Genomic DNA, 14,480 nt, shown 5'->3' on the forward strand with positions numbered 1-14,480 from the left:
AACAGGAGAACGACCATGAGCAAGAAACTGATGCTTCCGCGCGGCGTTGCCGCCCTGATGCTCGGCAGCCTGTCCTGCCTGGGGCTGTCGGCCTGCATGACTTCCACGCCGGTCTGGGATCAACACCGGGGCGAGGCGCTCGCCACGATCACCCAGCTGCAGATCATCAATCCCGATGCGCCGGCCGGCCTGCCCACCGTCACCGGCACGGACGGCAAGACCGCGGTTGCCGCCATGAGGAACTTCGACCGATCGCTGGTTCGGCTTCAGCAGGGCGGTGGCAGCTCTGGCGGCTTCGGCGTCGACTTCGGCGCTGGTGGCTACGGCGGTGTCGGCATGGGGGGCGGCGGCAGCTCGCGCTAAGGCAACCGCTGGGGAGTGCCGTCATGTCCAGATCCACGTTTCTCGGCACCGGCCCGGCGGTTTGCAGCTAATGCACCAGGACCAACATCATCACATCCGACCCGAACATCGCGAGGGCACCATGCTCAAAATCCTGATCGCATCCGAAGACCCTGAACGGTTGGCCGAGATCAGCCGGCTGAGCGCTGTCGTCGGAAATTTCCAGACCATGTCCTTGCAGGAAGGCTTGGCGCGATTCCCTTACCATGCCAGCCGGCTGCGCATGGCCGACCTGCTCGTCCTGGAACTCTCTGACATCGGACCTTCACAGATGCAGGCCATCGAAACGCTGCGGCAGCAGCACTCTGACCTGCCTTGCATCCTGATCGCGCAGGCTCCCGGCCCCGATGTGCTGATCAAGGCGATGCGAGCCGGAATTCGTGACGTGTTGTCGTGGCCGCTGGACAAAGGCCAGCTGGCCGAGGCGCTGAGGCGGGTGGAAGCCACGTATGTGCCGCGCGCACACGAAATTGCGCAGGTCATTTCATTGGTCTCGTGCAAGGGTGGCGCGGGCACCAGCTTCGTCGCCGCCAACCTTGGCGATGCGCTGGCCCGGCACCTTGGCAAGCGCGTGCTGGTGGTAGACCTGAACCGAAACTTTGGCGACCTGACCTACGTGGTGAGCGATAAGCCCCCACCCTCCACGCTCTCCGACATCTGCAGCCAGATCGACCGCATGGATGCCGCCTTTCTCGATGCCTGCCTGGTGCACGTCGACAACGGCTTCGACATGCTCGCGGGTGCCCCCGACCCGATCAAGGCCAGCCAGATCCAGAAAGACAAGCTGGAGTGGATCCTGTCGGTCATGCAGCCGAACTACGACTTTGTGATCTTCGACATTGGCCAGAACCTCGACCCGCTGTCCATCGGCATGCTGGACCACAGCGATCGCATCTGCGTGGTGACCGAACCCGCCATCGCGTTCGGGCGGCCCGGCCGGCGCCTCCTGGATATCCTGCGCGCGTTGCACTACCCCGCCGACAAGATCCGCATCGTGCTGAACCGCACCGGGCGCAAGAACGAATTGCCGCGCAGCACGATAGAAGAGGTTTTCGGCATGAAGGTAGCGTACACGCTGCCAGACGATCCTTCCGCCGTGGATGAGGCCGTGAGCCATGGCGAGCCCGTGGCCAAGCTAAGCAAGCGCAGCGCCATTGCACGCGCGCTGCAGGCCATGGCCACGCAGCTCTCGGTGGCGCCAGAGGCCGATCGCCGCAGCCGCCAGGAGCCCGTGTCCGCATTGCGCAGGCTGATGCTGCGCGCCAGAAGCGCCTGATGGCATCCGGCCCGATCCTGCCTGAACAGAGTCCGAAAAAGAGGAGTACATCATGTCAATCCGCGAACAGCTGGCAAATGCCGGGCCGGCATTCACCGCCAATGGTCATAGCGCAATCCAGTTCGGCATATCGACGGCCGCCACGTCACCGGGCTACCACACGCTCAAGCGCAATGTGCACGAGGCTGTACTGGACCGCGTGGAACTGGAGCGGCTGGCACGCTTCCCGCAAGAGCAGGTGAGGAAAGAGATTGCCACGCTCGTGAACCTGATCGTCGACGAAGAGAAGGTCCTGCTCAACGACAATGAGCGCCGGCAACTGATCGTGGAGATCTACGACGAGATGTTCGGCTTCGGCCCGCTGGAGCCGCTGCTGCAGGACCCCACCGTCTCCGACATTCTGGTCAACACGGCACGGCAGACCTATGTGGAGCGGCGCGGCAAGCTCGAACTGACGGATGTCGTGTTCTACGACGATGCCCACCTGATGAAGGTGATTGAGAAGATCGTCTCGCGCGTGGGACGCCGCATCGACGAGACCAGCCCCATGGTGGATGCACGCCTGCCCGACGGCTCCCGCGTCAATGCAATCATCCCGCCCTCGGCTATCGACGGGCCCCTGCTGTCTATTCGCCGCTTCGCCGTGAACCCGCTGCAGGTGGCTGACCTGGTCATGCTAAAGAGCCTGACGCAGCCGATGGCGCAACTGCTGCAGGCGCTGGCACATGCGAAGGTGAATGTATTGGTGTCAGGCGGCACCGGCAGCGGCAAGACCACGCTGCTCAACATCCTGTCTGGCTTCATCCCTGAAGACGAGCGCGTGGTCACCATCGAAGATGCGGCCGAACTGCAGTTGCGCCAGCCCCACGTCTTGCGGCTGGAAACGCGGCCGCCGAATATCGAAGGCAAAGGCGAGATCACGCAACGCGCGCTGGTGCGCAATGCGCTGCGGATGCGCCCGGACCGCATCATCCTGGGCGAAGTGCGCGGCGGCGAGGCACTCGACATGCTCAACGCAATGAATACCGGGCACGAGGGCTCGCTGACGACCATCCACGCGAACACGGCGCGCGACGCGCTGACGCGCCTGGAGAACATGATCAGCATGGCGGGTCTCACCATGCCGGCCAAGGCCATGCGGCAGCAGATCGCCTCGGCCATCACTGTAATCGTGCAGGCTGCGCGCCTGACCGACGGGCGCCGCAAGATCATCAGCATCCACGAAATCACCGGCATGGAGGGAGACATCATCAACATGCAGGAGATCTTCACGTTCCAGCGCACCGGCGTGGAAAAAGACGGTACGGTGCGTGGCCACTTCCGTGCCACCGGTGTGTACCCGAAGTTTGCCGAACGACTGCGCGTGTTCGGCGTCGGGTTGCCGGACGAAACCTATGATCCTGCGCGGCGCTTTGAAGTTTGAACCGCCACTGAGCCGGCACACGACAACCGCTCCCGGGGGAGACGCACATGAGCACGATCTTCTATGCCTTCGGCATCCTGCTGTTCGCGGCTGTGGTGCTTTGTGTCGAGGGCATTTACCTGTGGTGGAATAACTACCACGGCCCGGCAGCGAAGCGGATTGACGCAAGGCTGCGGGCGCTCTCGGCTGGCGGACAGGTCAGCGCCGAGCAACTGTCGATTCTCAAGAAGCGATTGCTGAGCGACTCGCCGCGTCTGCAGAAACTGCTCATGAGCATGCCGCGTATCGGCGCGCTGGACCGCTGGCTGGAGCAGTCGGGTAGCACCTGGTCCGTGGCGCAGCTGCTGGGCTACTGCGGGCTGGTGGTGCTTTGCACGGTGGCGCTGATCCCGCTGCTGCCCGTGCCGCTGTCGCTGATGCTTGCGGGCGCAGCCCTTGTCAGTATCTTGCCGGTCCTTCATGTGATGCGGTTGCGTGCCAAGCGGCTCAAACAGATGGAAGCGCAACTGCCGGACGCCGTCGACATGATCAGCCGCGCGCTGCGTGCCGGCCACTCGTTCTCCGGGGCACTTGGCATGGTTGGCCACGAAATAAAGGCGCCAATCGGTCCGGAGTTCCGCACGACGTTTGAAGAGATCAACTACGGCGTTGCGCTTGACGAGGCGATGACCAACCTCGCCATGCGGGTGCCGATTGGCGACCTGCGCTACTTTGTCATCGCGGTGCTGATCCAGCGCGAGAGCGGTGGCAACCTGGCGGAGATTCTCGACACCATCGGCACAATGGTCCGCGAGCGCCTGAAGCTGTTCGACAAGATCCGCGTGCTGTCGGCAGAGGGAAAGATGTCTGCGTGGGTGCTCGGCCTGCTGCCCTTCTGCACCGCGGGCCTGATCCTGGTGGTCAATCCTGGCTTCATGAAGGTGCTGTGGGAAGACCCGCTCGGATGGCGGATGATCGGCGGCGCGCTGGTGTCAATGGCCTCCGGCGTGCTGTGGATGCGCAAGATCATCCGTATCCGGGTATGAGGCAAGAACAATCAAGACGTGGGCAGCCAACCTGACGGGAGTCCATCATGCAAGGCATCATCCAGGGGATCGAGGCAGAGCAGTTTGTTCTGCTGGCACTGATCTTCGTCGCGGCATTCGGCACCGTGCTCGGTGTGCTCTATGTGTTTTCGCCAAACCGCATGCGCGGCCGGATGGAGCAGCTCGCCGGACAGGCGGGCGGCCTCTCGGCGGAACCGGGCCCGCAGCAGGCCTGGGTCGACAAACTGGCTCAATGGGCACAGCCGGTTTCGCGGCTGTCGCTGCCCAAGGAAGGCTGGGAGCACTCGCAGTTGCGCGTGCGGTTCATGAACGCTGGGTGGCGTAATGCCAGCGCCGCACCGGTGTACTTTGCCGCCAAGACGATACTGGCGATCGTGCTGCCGACGATCGGGCTGGTGGCAACCTCCGGACACCCCGGGCTCCAGGAACAGAGTGTCATGTTCTCGCTGCTTGCGGTGCTGGGTGCCATCGGCTACTACCTGCCAAATGTCGTACTGGCGCGCAAGGTGGCGCAACGGCAGCGCACGGTGTTCGAAGAGTTCCCTGACGTGATCGACCTGCTGACGGTCTGCGTGGAGGCCGGACTCGGACTCGATGCGGCGCTGATGCGCGTGGCCGATGAACTCGCGCTGCGCTGCCCGGTGCTGGCGGACGAACTTCAGCTGATGCTGCTGGAGCTGCGTTCGGGCTTCCCCAAGGAGAAGACACTGTCGAACCTGTCGCTGCGCACGGGCGTGGAAGATGTGGACAAGTTCGCGTCAATGCTGATCCAGGCGGACCGGTTCGGCACAAGCCTGGGCGAGTCGCTGCGCGTGCTGTCCGACATGCTGCGCACCAAGCGCCGCATGCGCGCGGAGGAACAGGCGGCCAAGATCGCATTGAAGCTGCTGTTTCCGCTGATCTTCACGATCTTCCCCACACTGCTGCTGGTACTGCTGGGACCAGCCTTCATCCAGATCTACCGCGTCCTGCTACCCACGATGTCCGGACAAGGCGGATAGCCGTCCTCCACTCAGGCGCTACGTTTCCCCCGGCTGTCCTCCGGTGCAATGCCAGGTCGACAGTCATTGCCCGGACCATGTCCGGGCTTTTCTGGTTTTGGGGCGGGACGCGCGCTTCGGCACCCGGGCCTTGACCGGACGCCGGTTCCTCCTGAAGAATGGGGCCAGGATCCATGCCGCCACTGCCGCGGCACATCGCCGGAGCCCCCATGAAAATCCGCATCCTCAGCGACCTCCACCTCGAGCATCACACGCCCGAGGATATTCCGCGCTGTGCCGCCGACCTGGTTGTGCTTGCCGGCGACATCGCCAACGGGCGCGATGGCATCGACTGGGCCGCGCGGACCTTCGATGTTCCGGTCGTCTATGTGCCCGGCAACCATGAGTACTACGAGAGCACCATCGAGGCGGTCGACCGCCAGATGAGCGAGGCGGCCGGGGAATATGCGGATGTGCATCTGCTCAATGGCAGCGTCATCGAGCTCGGCCGCGGTGCGCGCGAACGCGTGCGCGTAATCGGAACAACGTGGTGGACCGACTACACCCTCTTCGGCGCCGACCGGCGCGAAGCATCGATGCAGGCCTGCGCCGCCGTGATGCTGGACCACCGGCTGATCGAGCTGACCGATGCCGACGGCCGGCTGCGGCACTTCACGCCGGAGGACGCGCTGGTTCGTCACGAGGCCGCATCTGCCTGGCTGGCTGAGCAGCTGGCGCAACCGTTCGACGGCAAGACGGTGGTGGTTACGCATCACGGCCCCGACCTGGGTAGCCTCGATCCCCGCTTTTCGCACGACCTGGTGTCGGGCGGCTTCCTGTCACGGCGGCCAGACCTGGTGGCGCAAGCGGACCTGTGGATCCACGGACACACGCATACCGGCTTCGACTATTGCATCGACGAATCGCGCGTGGTGTGCAATCCGCGGGGCTACGTGAGCAGGCGCACGGGTGAGCTCGAGAACAAGCGCTTCGACTGGTGCTGCCTTGTCGAGGTGTGACGGGGCAGGCCTCACGCCCCGCGTATGAGTTACGCCAGCGGGATTGACATATCAGGCAGGCGCGGATCGAAGAAATGGCGCGTGGTCTTGTACGGGAGCATCGCGCCGCAGGCGATGGTCGGGAACATGCGCGCGATGTCAAAGGCTCGCCCGGGTACCAGTCCCGCCCGCGGATGCGCGGATTGCCGTAGTGCAACAGGATGCATGGCACCGCCCAAAAACTAAAACCCCCGCGAGCTCTCGCCCGCGGGGGTTTTAGCGCAGTCTGACCCGGAAGGCGCTCAATCGGTTATGAAGGATCGCGATAGCCGGCACCTCTTCCGATGCATGGCGGAGTTCTAGGAACAGACGGCGCTGCTCCCTGCATCCTGCCCCATGACTTCTCGCGGAAGATAGGTCAGGAACCCGGGCACGGCCAGGCGCGAAAATCCGATCCAGGAAACCGGAGAGACCGGAGACATCGTCAATCCGTTCACGCTGACCGAGACACCCGTGCAGGACGTGCTATCGCAGCTTGCACTGATGCCGCTTGCATCGTACCAGTTGATGGAAACATTGGACGAAGTGAGGCCGGGCACGATTGCCCGCATCTTGGCAAGCACAGATGCCGATCCCCGGTCGCAGACCACTGCCTGCCTCGCCCCCCATCGAGTTGCCTCGGCGACCGCGTTCCACGTGTAGAGGACTCGCCCGAAATCGAGAATAGCCAATAGCACGGTAAAGAACAGTGCTGCCGCAATGGCGAATTCGACCGCTGTCGCGCCGCTCTGATGCCTATTCATAAGACTGCCTCATCGTGACGGAGATATCCCCGAAGGGAAGCGATGTCATAGACGCGCTACCGCCGGTATAAAAGCGCGTGAAGCCCAGCAGGTCCAGGACGGGAGTGAATGTATAGCCAGTGATCCTGACCGTCACCGTGTTGATCGCAGGATTGCTTCCCTGGAAAATATTGGAGGTACATGTCGGGTCTGACGCATCGCAGATGCCAACCATGCTTGCCGTCAGTCCAGGCACCAGAGTCGGCTGGGACTGCCCGACCACCGGTGTGCCGTACACGACCAGGTTCGTCGCCGTAGCGTGCGCAGCTGCGCTGCCCGCCGCTTGCGTACTCAGGTATCTCGCTGCATCCCGGGTCGATTTCGCCAGGGTGTTGTATGTATAGATGGCCCGGCCAAACTCGGTGACGCCAAAGCAGATTGCCAGGAGCAATGAAATTGTGATCGCCAACTCGACCAGAGCCACACCTTTTTGTCGCTTCTTCATCGGTCTCACCTACTGAACAAGAGCCGGAATCATGGGGCCGAAATTACCGCCGGCCAGACCGTTGGTTGTGCACGGGCTGCTGATGGACGCTGCGTTGCCCAGGTACTCGAACTGAACGGTCAGCGTGGGCCCGCTGATTGGTTGCAGCATGAGCATGCAAGCATAATCCAGGACTTTCGAGGCATCGGAGACAATGGGAACGATGACAAGGCGGCGACTCATTCCCAGTTTTGCGTAGTCACCATTGGTCCCCGGAACCGCAAGCGTCTTGTAGCCGCCTTTCATGTTCAGGCCGGTGATCGTGTCGCCAACGTTTATATCCGTACTGGTGTTCGCATAACTCGCATATGCAAGGCGCTTGGTCTTGAAGTTGGTTGCCGTAGGATCAGTGCCGCCGGAGGAACCGGAATACGCTTGCTTGCCATTGGGCCAATTCGTCGACGTGTATGCGTATCCCGTGAAGTCAGGCCGCAGGAGGGTCATATCCCCATTGTTCTTGTAGATGCCAAAGCGACCATTCCACTGGTCATCCACGGCGACCTTCGCGCCAGGTGTGCGAAGGGTATCGTTGACCTTGGAGTTGCAGTACCCGACGCTCATTTCTGATTTGGTTTCATTGGCGTTCGTGGATCCGTCCAGGTTATACCAGCCCATCTCTCCCGGGGAAGCCGTCTTGGTCCCGTCGTAGAGTACGGTTACCCAGTCTCCAAAAGCGAATCCGTAGTCCGGGGCACTCGTGCCGGATTTGGGTCGCAAACCGACAGGAATCGGACAAGTGCTCTGTGCATGGACACGCGTAGCGACACCGATGGCGGCGACTGCATTGCTGGAAGAACCGCCAACCATCTGAATCAGATGGGCCGCTATCCCCGACGTAACGTGATCGCACTTTGCGTAGCGCGCATTGGCAACGGGCGTAAAGGACGAGCTATATGTACCGTTGAGAGAATCACTAAAGGTGACGTCCGAATCGACGAGCGATGCCGCGATCTTCTGATACCCGACCTTGTTGGCATTCCCGGAAGTGAGGCCTGCGCTGGCGGCCCGTGTCAGGGCGTCCGCCGCCCCATCCAGCTCCTGCGCCGCGGCCAGCGCGCAACTGTCTACCGCCGACTGAAGCTCGGTCTTTGCGACGAACAGCCCGCCCAGGTCAATGACCAGCCCGGCCATGCCGAGCAGCACGGCAAGGATCAGGCCGACAATCGGGAGGATGGCCCCTTCTTCCTTCTTTTTGCTGTACTTGGACATATGGCATCGACCATTAGGTGAAGAGACATCAGCACTCAGCTCAGGTCAATAATGGAATCAGGCCAGCCCCCCGGAGACCCGTCCGCGTCGTCATGTTCCAATGGGCGCTACAAGCAACCGAAGCGCCCACCGGACAACGCAAGCAACATCCCATACCCAGCTTCGTACAAGCATTCTTGGCGATGCGAGGGTCAAATGGTATCGACCCAATGGCGGAACCAGTATGTAGGGCTGCAGTCGCGCCAGGAACTCGCAAGCGACGCATCAACGCCTGGCGCGAATTGCGGAATATCCGGCGAGCTCGTGTCAGGCCGCGGCTTTGCGGGGGTCACGCGACCGTATCCCGGCACTCTTCCGGTCGACAATGCATGTGACATCACTTCCGGCATCCGGGGCGTGTTACAGCTTTGATTCATACTTCGACCTGCATGCCGAAGGGCGTGCATCGGATGGAAACAGAAAATCCTTGTGTCGCAGCCACAAGAAAAAACCCCCGCGAGCTTTCGCTCGCGGGGGTTTTGAGGACAGTCTGCCGGTTGAGGCAGTCAGTCGGTCATGAATTACATCATGCCTTCCATGCCGCCCATGCCACCCATGCCGCCCGGCATTGCCGGAGCCGACTCTTCCTTCGGCGATTCGGCAACTGCGCAGTCGGTGGTCAGCATCAGCGAAGCCACCGAAGCGGCGTTCTGCAGCGCGGTGCGGGTCACCTTGGTCGGGTCCAGCACGCCCATTTCCACCAGGTCGCCGTACTCGCCCGAAGCCGCATTGTAGCCGTAGTTGCCCTTGCCCTCGATGACCTTGGCAACGACGACCGAAGCTTCTTCACCAGCGTTCAGCACGATCTGGCGCAGCGGCTCTTCCATGGCGCGCAGCACGATCTTGATGCCGGCGTTCTGGTCGGCGTTTTCGCCGGTCAGTGCCGAGATCGCAGCGCGGGCACGCAGCAGGGCCACACCACCGCCGGGGACGATGCCTTCTTCCACCGCAGCGCGGGTGGCGTGCAGGGCGTCTTCCACGCGGGCCTTCTTTTCCTTCATTTCGACTTCGGTGGCAGCGCCAACCTTGATCACGGCAACACCGCCGGCCAGCTTGGCCACGCGCTCTTGCAGCTTCTCACGGTCGTAGTCCGAGGTCGCTTCTTCGATCTGGGCGCGGATTTGCTTCACGCGGCCTTCGATCGCGGCTGCGTCGCCGGCGCCATCGATGATGATGGTGTTTTCCTTGCCGATCTCGATGCGCTTGGCCTGGCCCAGATCGTTCAGGGTCGCCTTTTCCAGCGTCAGGCCGATTTCTTCAGCGATGACGGTGCCGCCGGTCAGGATGGCGATGTCTTCCAGCATGGCCTTGCGGCGGTCGCCGAAGCCCGGGGCCTTGACGGCTGCGGTCTTCAGGATGCCACGGATGTTGTTGACCACCAGGGTCGCCAGGGCTTCGCCCTCGACGTCTTCAGCGATGATCAGCAGCGGGCGGCCAGCCTTGGCCACTTGCTCCAGCACCGGCAGCAGGTCGCGGATGTTCGAGACCTTCTTGTCGAACAGCAGCACGAACGGGCTGTCCAGCTGGACAACCTGCTTTTCCGGGTTGTTGATGAAGTACGGCGACAGGTAGCCGCGGTCGAACTGCATGCCTTCCACGACTTCCAGCTCGTCGGCCAGCGACTTGCCGTCTTCGACGGTGATCACGCCTTCCTTGCCGACCTTGTCCATGGCTTCGGCGATGCGCTCACCGATGGAGGCGTCGCTGTTGGCCGAGATCGCGCCAACCTGGGCGATTTCCTTGCTGGTGGTGGTGGGCTTGCTGACCTTCTTCAGCTCTTCCACGGCAGCGGCAACAGCCTTGTCGATGCCGCGCTTCAGGTCCATCGGGTTCATGCCGGCGGCAACGAACTTCATGCCTTCGCGCACGATCGACTGGGCCAGCACGGTAGCGGTGGTGGTACCGTCACCGGCGTTGTCGCTGGTCTTGGAAGCCACTTCCTTGACCATCTGCGCGCCCATGTTCTGCAGCTTGTCCTTCAGTTCGATTTCCTTGGCCACGGACACGCCGTCCTTGGTCACGGTCGGGCCGCCGAAGCTGCGCTCCAGCACCACGTTGCGGCCCTTCGGGCCCAGGGTCACCTTCACTGCGTTGGCGAGGATGTTCACGCCTTCGACCATCTTGGCACGGGCGGCGTCGCCGAACACTACGTCTTTTGCTGCCATGTTCTGATTCTCCTGAATTCTGTACGGGTGGCGGTCAGTCGGTGAATTACTTGTTCACCACGGCCATGATGTCTTCTTCGCGCATGACCAGCAGTTCCTGGCCTTCCACCTTCACGGCCTGGCCGGCGTACTTGCCGAACAGCACGCGATCACCCACCTTGACGTCGAGGGCGATGTTGTTGCCCTTGTCATCCTTCTTGCCGGGGCCGATGGCGAGCACTTCGCCTTGATCGGGCTTCTCAGCGGCATTGTCGGGAATCACGATACCGGATGCGGTCTTGGTTTCGTTGTCCAGACGCTTCACGATCACGCGGTCGTGCAAAGGACGCAGATTCATACGGACTCCTAGATACAAAAAGTGAGTTTTGGTTCACAAATTCGGCCGCGAGAACTTCACGGCCGCGCAATGTTGGGTACCGCTGGAGGCTGTTAGCACTCACCCCCTGCGAGTGCTAATTATAGGGACGGGGGTTTACGTTTTCAAGACAGCGGCTTGATGAGGGTTTTCCCTTGGGTGGATGATGCCGCACCCGGCTGTCGAGATTTATTCAACTTTGAACTTTGTTCGCTCAACGCCGAACCGCCACTGCTCACGTGACCAACACTCCCTTCGTAAACCACTTTGTCCAGCACGGCTGCGACGAAGGAGGCTCAGCCGACCACTGCGATTGCCTGAATATCGCGATCAGCCGGTTTTGCCAGGCCATGGGACTGCGAACGGAGGGCCTGTAGTTGGCAGGCCGACGCTGCTAGCTGACCTCCCGGGGCAACTCGTCCTTCAGAAAGTCCACAAGGGCGCGCACTGCAGGCATCATTCCCCGGCGGGTCGGAAACAGCACCGCCAATCGACCCTCCCGAGGGCGCCATTCCGGCAGCAAGACTGACAAGGTTCCAGCCTCGATCTCGCTTCGGCAGGCATAGAGAGGCAAGCTTGCGATACCCATCCCAGCCAACGCCGCCTCTTTCAATGAGGCGATATTGTCGCTTTGCAGGCGCGGTTGAATTGACCGGGTGACTACGTCGCCAGAGGTGCAGACCAGGCGCAAGGCAGTTGTTGGTTCATGGATCGAGGCATACGTCAGGAAGTCGCCAGGCGGCAGCGATTCGGGGGAGTCGATCACGGCGCTCCGAGCCAAATACGCTCGGCTGGCAACCAGCCCCCAGCGAGCGGTACACAGGGGAGCCTGCACCAGGCTGGATGATTCCGTCTCCATGCCCAGGCCGCGTATTACCACGTCGATATGTTCCTCAACGAGGTCGACCTGCCGGTTGCTGGCCTGGATGGCGAGCCGGACCTTGGGGTAGCGCAGCATGAAACGAGGAACCAGCCTGGCCAGCACGGTATCTGTCAGCGGAACCGGCATGCTGACCCGCACCAGCCCGGTGGGTTCTGCCGTTCGCCGACGAACGGCGTCTTCACCGGCTTGTGCCTCCGAAATCATGGCCCGGCAATGGTCATACAGTTCCTGGCCGGCATCGGTCAGGCTCAGACGACGAGAAGTTCGCTGAAGGAGCCGGACGCCAAGCGCGTTCTCCAGGCCGGTAACCCGTCGGGAAATGTGCGACTTGCTGACGCCGAGGGCCTCCCCTGCAGCGGTGAAGCCGCGGTGCTCGATCACCTTTGCAAAGAGATAGAGGTCGTTCAGGTCGAGAGGCATGGCATAGGGTCACTTCCGTTGGGCTCATCGTTTCCTGTTGGAAACGATAGGTTGCTATTTACCACATTTATCGTTGGTCGTTGCATGTCTATCATGCTTTCAACCCGGTTATGTGATGCACCGGACGATCACGGGCGGCGTCGATACGTTCGCTGCCTTCTCCTACCACCAACGTTCTTGTCGATCATGAAACTTCATTCGCTCCTGAAAGCCACGGCTCTCTCTCTGGCCGTTGTCACGACTTCCGCTGCCATGACCGGCGTGGCTGCCGCCGCCCCCGCCAACAATGCCGCGGCGCCTGCCGGCGCAACATACTCCCTGCTGTCCCGGGACAACACGGTACTTCTGCTGGTTGATCATCAGGTGGGCCTATTCACCGGCGTGCGCGACATCGACGTCGGTCAGCTCAAGCACAATGTGGTGGGCCTGGCCAAGGCGGCGAAAACGCTCGGGATTCCTGTCATCGTCACCGCCACGATGCCGGATGGCATGTGGGGCCCCACCATTCCCGAACTGACTGGCGCGCTTCCGGGTGTGCCGGTGATCAGCCGTACGGCAATCAATGCGTGGGATGACCCGAAGGTTCGGGCCGCAATTGAAAAGACCGGTCGCAAGCAAGTGCTGATTGCCGGCGTGTCGCTGGAGGTCTGCGCCACGTTCCCCGCATTGACGCTGAAGGCAGCGGGCTACGATCCGCGTGTGGTCCTGGACGCATCGGGTACGTTCAGCGATGCCAAGCGTACGGCCGGATTGCAGCGCCTGGCTACCGCCGGTATTACGGTGACTGACTACGCCACGGCCGGGGTTGAGATGCTGAAGGGCAACAATGATCCGAAAGCGCAACAGGTATATGCCGACCTCGACATGCCCTTTGCCGGCCTGGTATGGCAGCTCAAGAACAGCCCAGGCAAGTGAATCTGAGATGGTCCGGCGAAAAGGCACTGTGATGCTGCTCTGCCGGACCTCCCCGAAATCATCCAGGCCGACGCAATCTGGCCGAATGTGGCTACATATGGTTCAAATAATGAATGTTGCAGATGACGTGAAAATTGTCGGTCCCGTGAAAGGGAACGAACTGGTGATCGGAGACCATTTTGATGCGCTGAATTTCAATCGCAAGAATGGCACGCCCAACCCCTTGCTGATGGTCGATCACTTCCGGATGCGGGCGCCTACCTTCGGGCCGCATCCTCATGCCGGATTCTCTGCGATCACCTACGTCTTCGAGGATTCAACAAGTGCGCACCAAAACCGTGACTCAATCGGGAATTTCGGCCCGATTCGTCCGGGAGCGCTCCATTGGATGGTTGCAGGCAGCGGCGCGGTCCACGATGAATGGCCGGCGATCGAGGGCGCCGAAACCCATGGGATGCAAATCTTCGTGGAGCTTCCGCAGGAACTGAAATCAGTGTCACCGTACGCCATCGACGTGAACGCTGAGGATATTCCCGCGTTGGTCGAGGATGGCCTGAGGGTTCGCGTCGCAGCAGGCAAGCTCGGAGACCTTTCATCCCCCATCACCCTCCCGCAGGAGTTCCTGCTGCTTGACTGCTTCTTTGAGCGTGGCGCGGCTTTTGACTTCTCGGGCCAGTTGCACGCGAGCACATGGCTTTACGTACTCGCCGGCGAACCCGGCATTTTTCTGCATGACCAGGAAGTTCGGCTTTCAGCCGGGCAGGCGTTGGCAATCCAAGCGCCTCGTGTCGGCACGCCGCTCGCAATCACCAGCGAAACCGTTAGCCATTTTGTTCTGATGTCGGGCGCCACGGTCGGGTCGCAAGCTGACCGCCCGGGAAGGATCAGCCCCCCCTGATGTCGACTTTCCGTGCCCAAGGGGGGCGTTCTGGATACCTGAAGCGCAGGCTTGATGTGCGCTGAGGCGGTCCATCTGATGGCAGAGCGGCGGGAGCCGGACTGCGTGATCGGCCAGAGCGCGCTTGAATCGAGCCTGGCCGCCT

General features: G+C 61.8%; 15 protein-coding genes. 8 read left to right on the plus strand and 7 right to left on the minus strand.

The features are described 5' to 3' along the window. Positions 1 to 15: 15 nt before the first annotated feature. The 6 genes from RM96_RS14315 (at position 16) to RM96_RS14340 (ending at position 6,146) form a co-directional block, all read left to right on the plus strand. The gene (locus tag RM96_RS14315) at positions 16 to 363 is read left to right on the plus strand and encodes a hypothetical protein (protein WP_039011410.1); all 348 of its coding nucleotides are present in this window, start codon (positions 16 to 18) and stop codon (positions 361 to 363) included. A gap of 121 nt (positions 364 to 484) precedes the next feature. Beyond that, positions 485 to 1,678, plus strand: a complete 1,194-nt coding sequence (locus RM96_RS14320; RefSeq protein ID WP_039011465.1) for an AAA family ATPase — start codon at positions 485 to 487, stop codon at positions 1,676 to 1,678. A 52-nt stretch (positions 1,679 to 1,730) separates the two neighbouring features. Further along, positions 1,731 to 3,101, plus strand: a complete 1,371-nt coding sequence (locus tag RM96_RS14325; protein ID WP_039011411.1) for a CpaF family protein — start codon at positions 1,731 to 1,733, stop codon at positions 3,099 to 3,101. A 47-nt stretch (positions 3,102 to 3,148) separates the two neighbouring features. Next, a complete protein-coding gene (locus tag RM96_RS14330) occupies positions 3,149 to 4,126 on the plus strand; it encodes a type II secretion system F family protein (protein ID WP_039011412.1) in 978 nt (325 codons plus the stop codon). A 47-nt stretch (positions 4,127 to 4,173) separates the two neighbouring features. Next, positions 4,174 to 5,148 carry a type II secretion system F family protein gene (locus RM96_RS14335; protein WP_039011413.1) on the plus strand — a complete coding sequence of 325 codons (975 nt, stop codon included), beginning with the start codon at positions 4,174 to 4,176 and terminating at the stop codon, positions 5,146 to 5,148. 209 nt (positions 5,149 to 5,357) lie between these two features. Further along, complete coding sequence (locus RM96_RS14340; protein WP_039011415.1) at positions 5,358 to 6,146, plus strand: metallophosphoesterase; 789 nt, start codon at positions 5,358 to 5,360, stop codon at positions 6,144 to 6,146. Positions 6,147 to 6,175: 29 nt separating this feature from the next. On the opposite strand, the gene RM96_RS39360 is transcribed toward RM96_RS14340, so the two are convergent. The 7 genes from RM96_RS39360 to RM96_RS14375 form a co-directional block, all read right to left on the minus strand. Beyond that, positions 6,176 to 6,352: a hypothetical protein gene (locus RM96_RS39360; protein ID WP_193752454.1), complete on the minus strand. Its 177-nt coding sequence runs from the start codon at positions 6,350 to 6,352 to the stop codon at positions 6,176 to 6,178. A gap of 132 nt (positions 6,353 to 6,484) precedes the next feature. Continuing rightward, on the minus strand, positions 6,485 to 6,928 hold the full coding sequence (locus RM96_RS14350; RefSeq protein ID WP_039011417.1) for a TadE/TadG family type IV pilus assembly protein: 444 nt from the start codon (positions 6,926 to 6,928) through the stop codon (positions 6,485 to 6,487). Continuing rightward, a complete protein-coding gene (locus RM96_RS14355; RefSeq protein WP_039011419.1) occupies positions 6,921 to 7,412 on the minus strand; it encodes a TadE/TadG family type IV pilus assembly protein in 492 nt (163 codons plus the stop codon). Before RM96_RS14355 ends, RM96_RS14350 begins: the two co-directional genes overlap by 8 nt. Before the next feature lie 9 nt (positions 7,413 to 7,421). Next, positions 7,422 to 8,660: a pilus assembly protein TadG-related protein gene (locus RM96_RS14360; RefSeq protein ID WP_039011421.1), complete on the minus strand. Its 1,239-nt coding sequence runs from the start codon at positions 8,658 to 8,660 to the stop codon at positions 7,422 to 7,424. A 560-nt stretch (positions 8,661 to 9,220) separates the two neighbouring features. Beyond that, complete coding sequence (gene groL / locus RM96_RS14365) at positions 9,221 to 10,864, minus strand: chaperonin GroEL (RefSeq protein ID WP_039011422.1); 1,644 nt, start codon at positions 10,862 to 10,864, stop codon at positions 9,221 to 9,223. A 46-nt stretch (positions 10,865 to 10,910) separates the two neighbouring features. After that, a complete protein-coding gene (groES, locus tag RM96_RS14370) occupies positions 10,911 to 11,201 on the minus strand; it encodes a co-chaperone GroES (RefSeq protein WP_010813047.1) in 291 nt (96 codons plus the stop codon). A gap of 412 nt (positions 11,202 to 11,613) precedes the next feature. Continuing rightward, positions 11,614 to 12,522: a LysR substrate-binding domain-containing protein gene (locus RM96_RS14375; protein WP_039011426.1), complete on the minus strand. Its 909-nt coding sequence runs from the start codon at positions 12,520 to 12,522 to the stop codon at positions 11,614 to 11,616. A gap of 84 nt (positions 12,523 to 12,606) precedes the next feature. On the opposite strand from RM96_RS14375, the gene RM96_RS14380 reads away from it, so the two are divergent. Both RM96_RS14380 and RM96_RS36305 read left to right on the plus strand, forming a co-directional pair. Beyond that, a complete protein-coding gene (locus RM96_RS14380; protein WP_238587271.1) occupies positions 12,607 to 13,437 on the plus strand; it encodes an isochorismatase family protein in 831 nt (276 codons plus the stop codon). A 127-nt stretch (positions 13,438 to 13,564) separates the two neighbouring features. Beyond that, a complete protein-coding gene (locus RM96_RS36305; RefSeq protein WP_193752455.1) occupies positions 13,565 to 14,335 on the plus strand; it encodes a pirin family protein in 771 nt (256 codons plus the stop codon). The last annotated feature ends 145 nt before the right edge of the window (positions 14,336 to 14,480 follow it).

This window comes from Cupriavidus sp. IDO (assembly GCF_000812465.1).
GTDB lineage: Bacteria > Pseudomonadota > Gammaproteobacteria > Burkholderiales > Burkholderiaceae > Cupriavidus.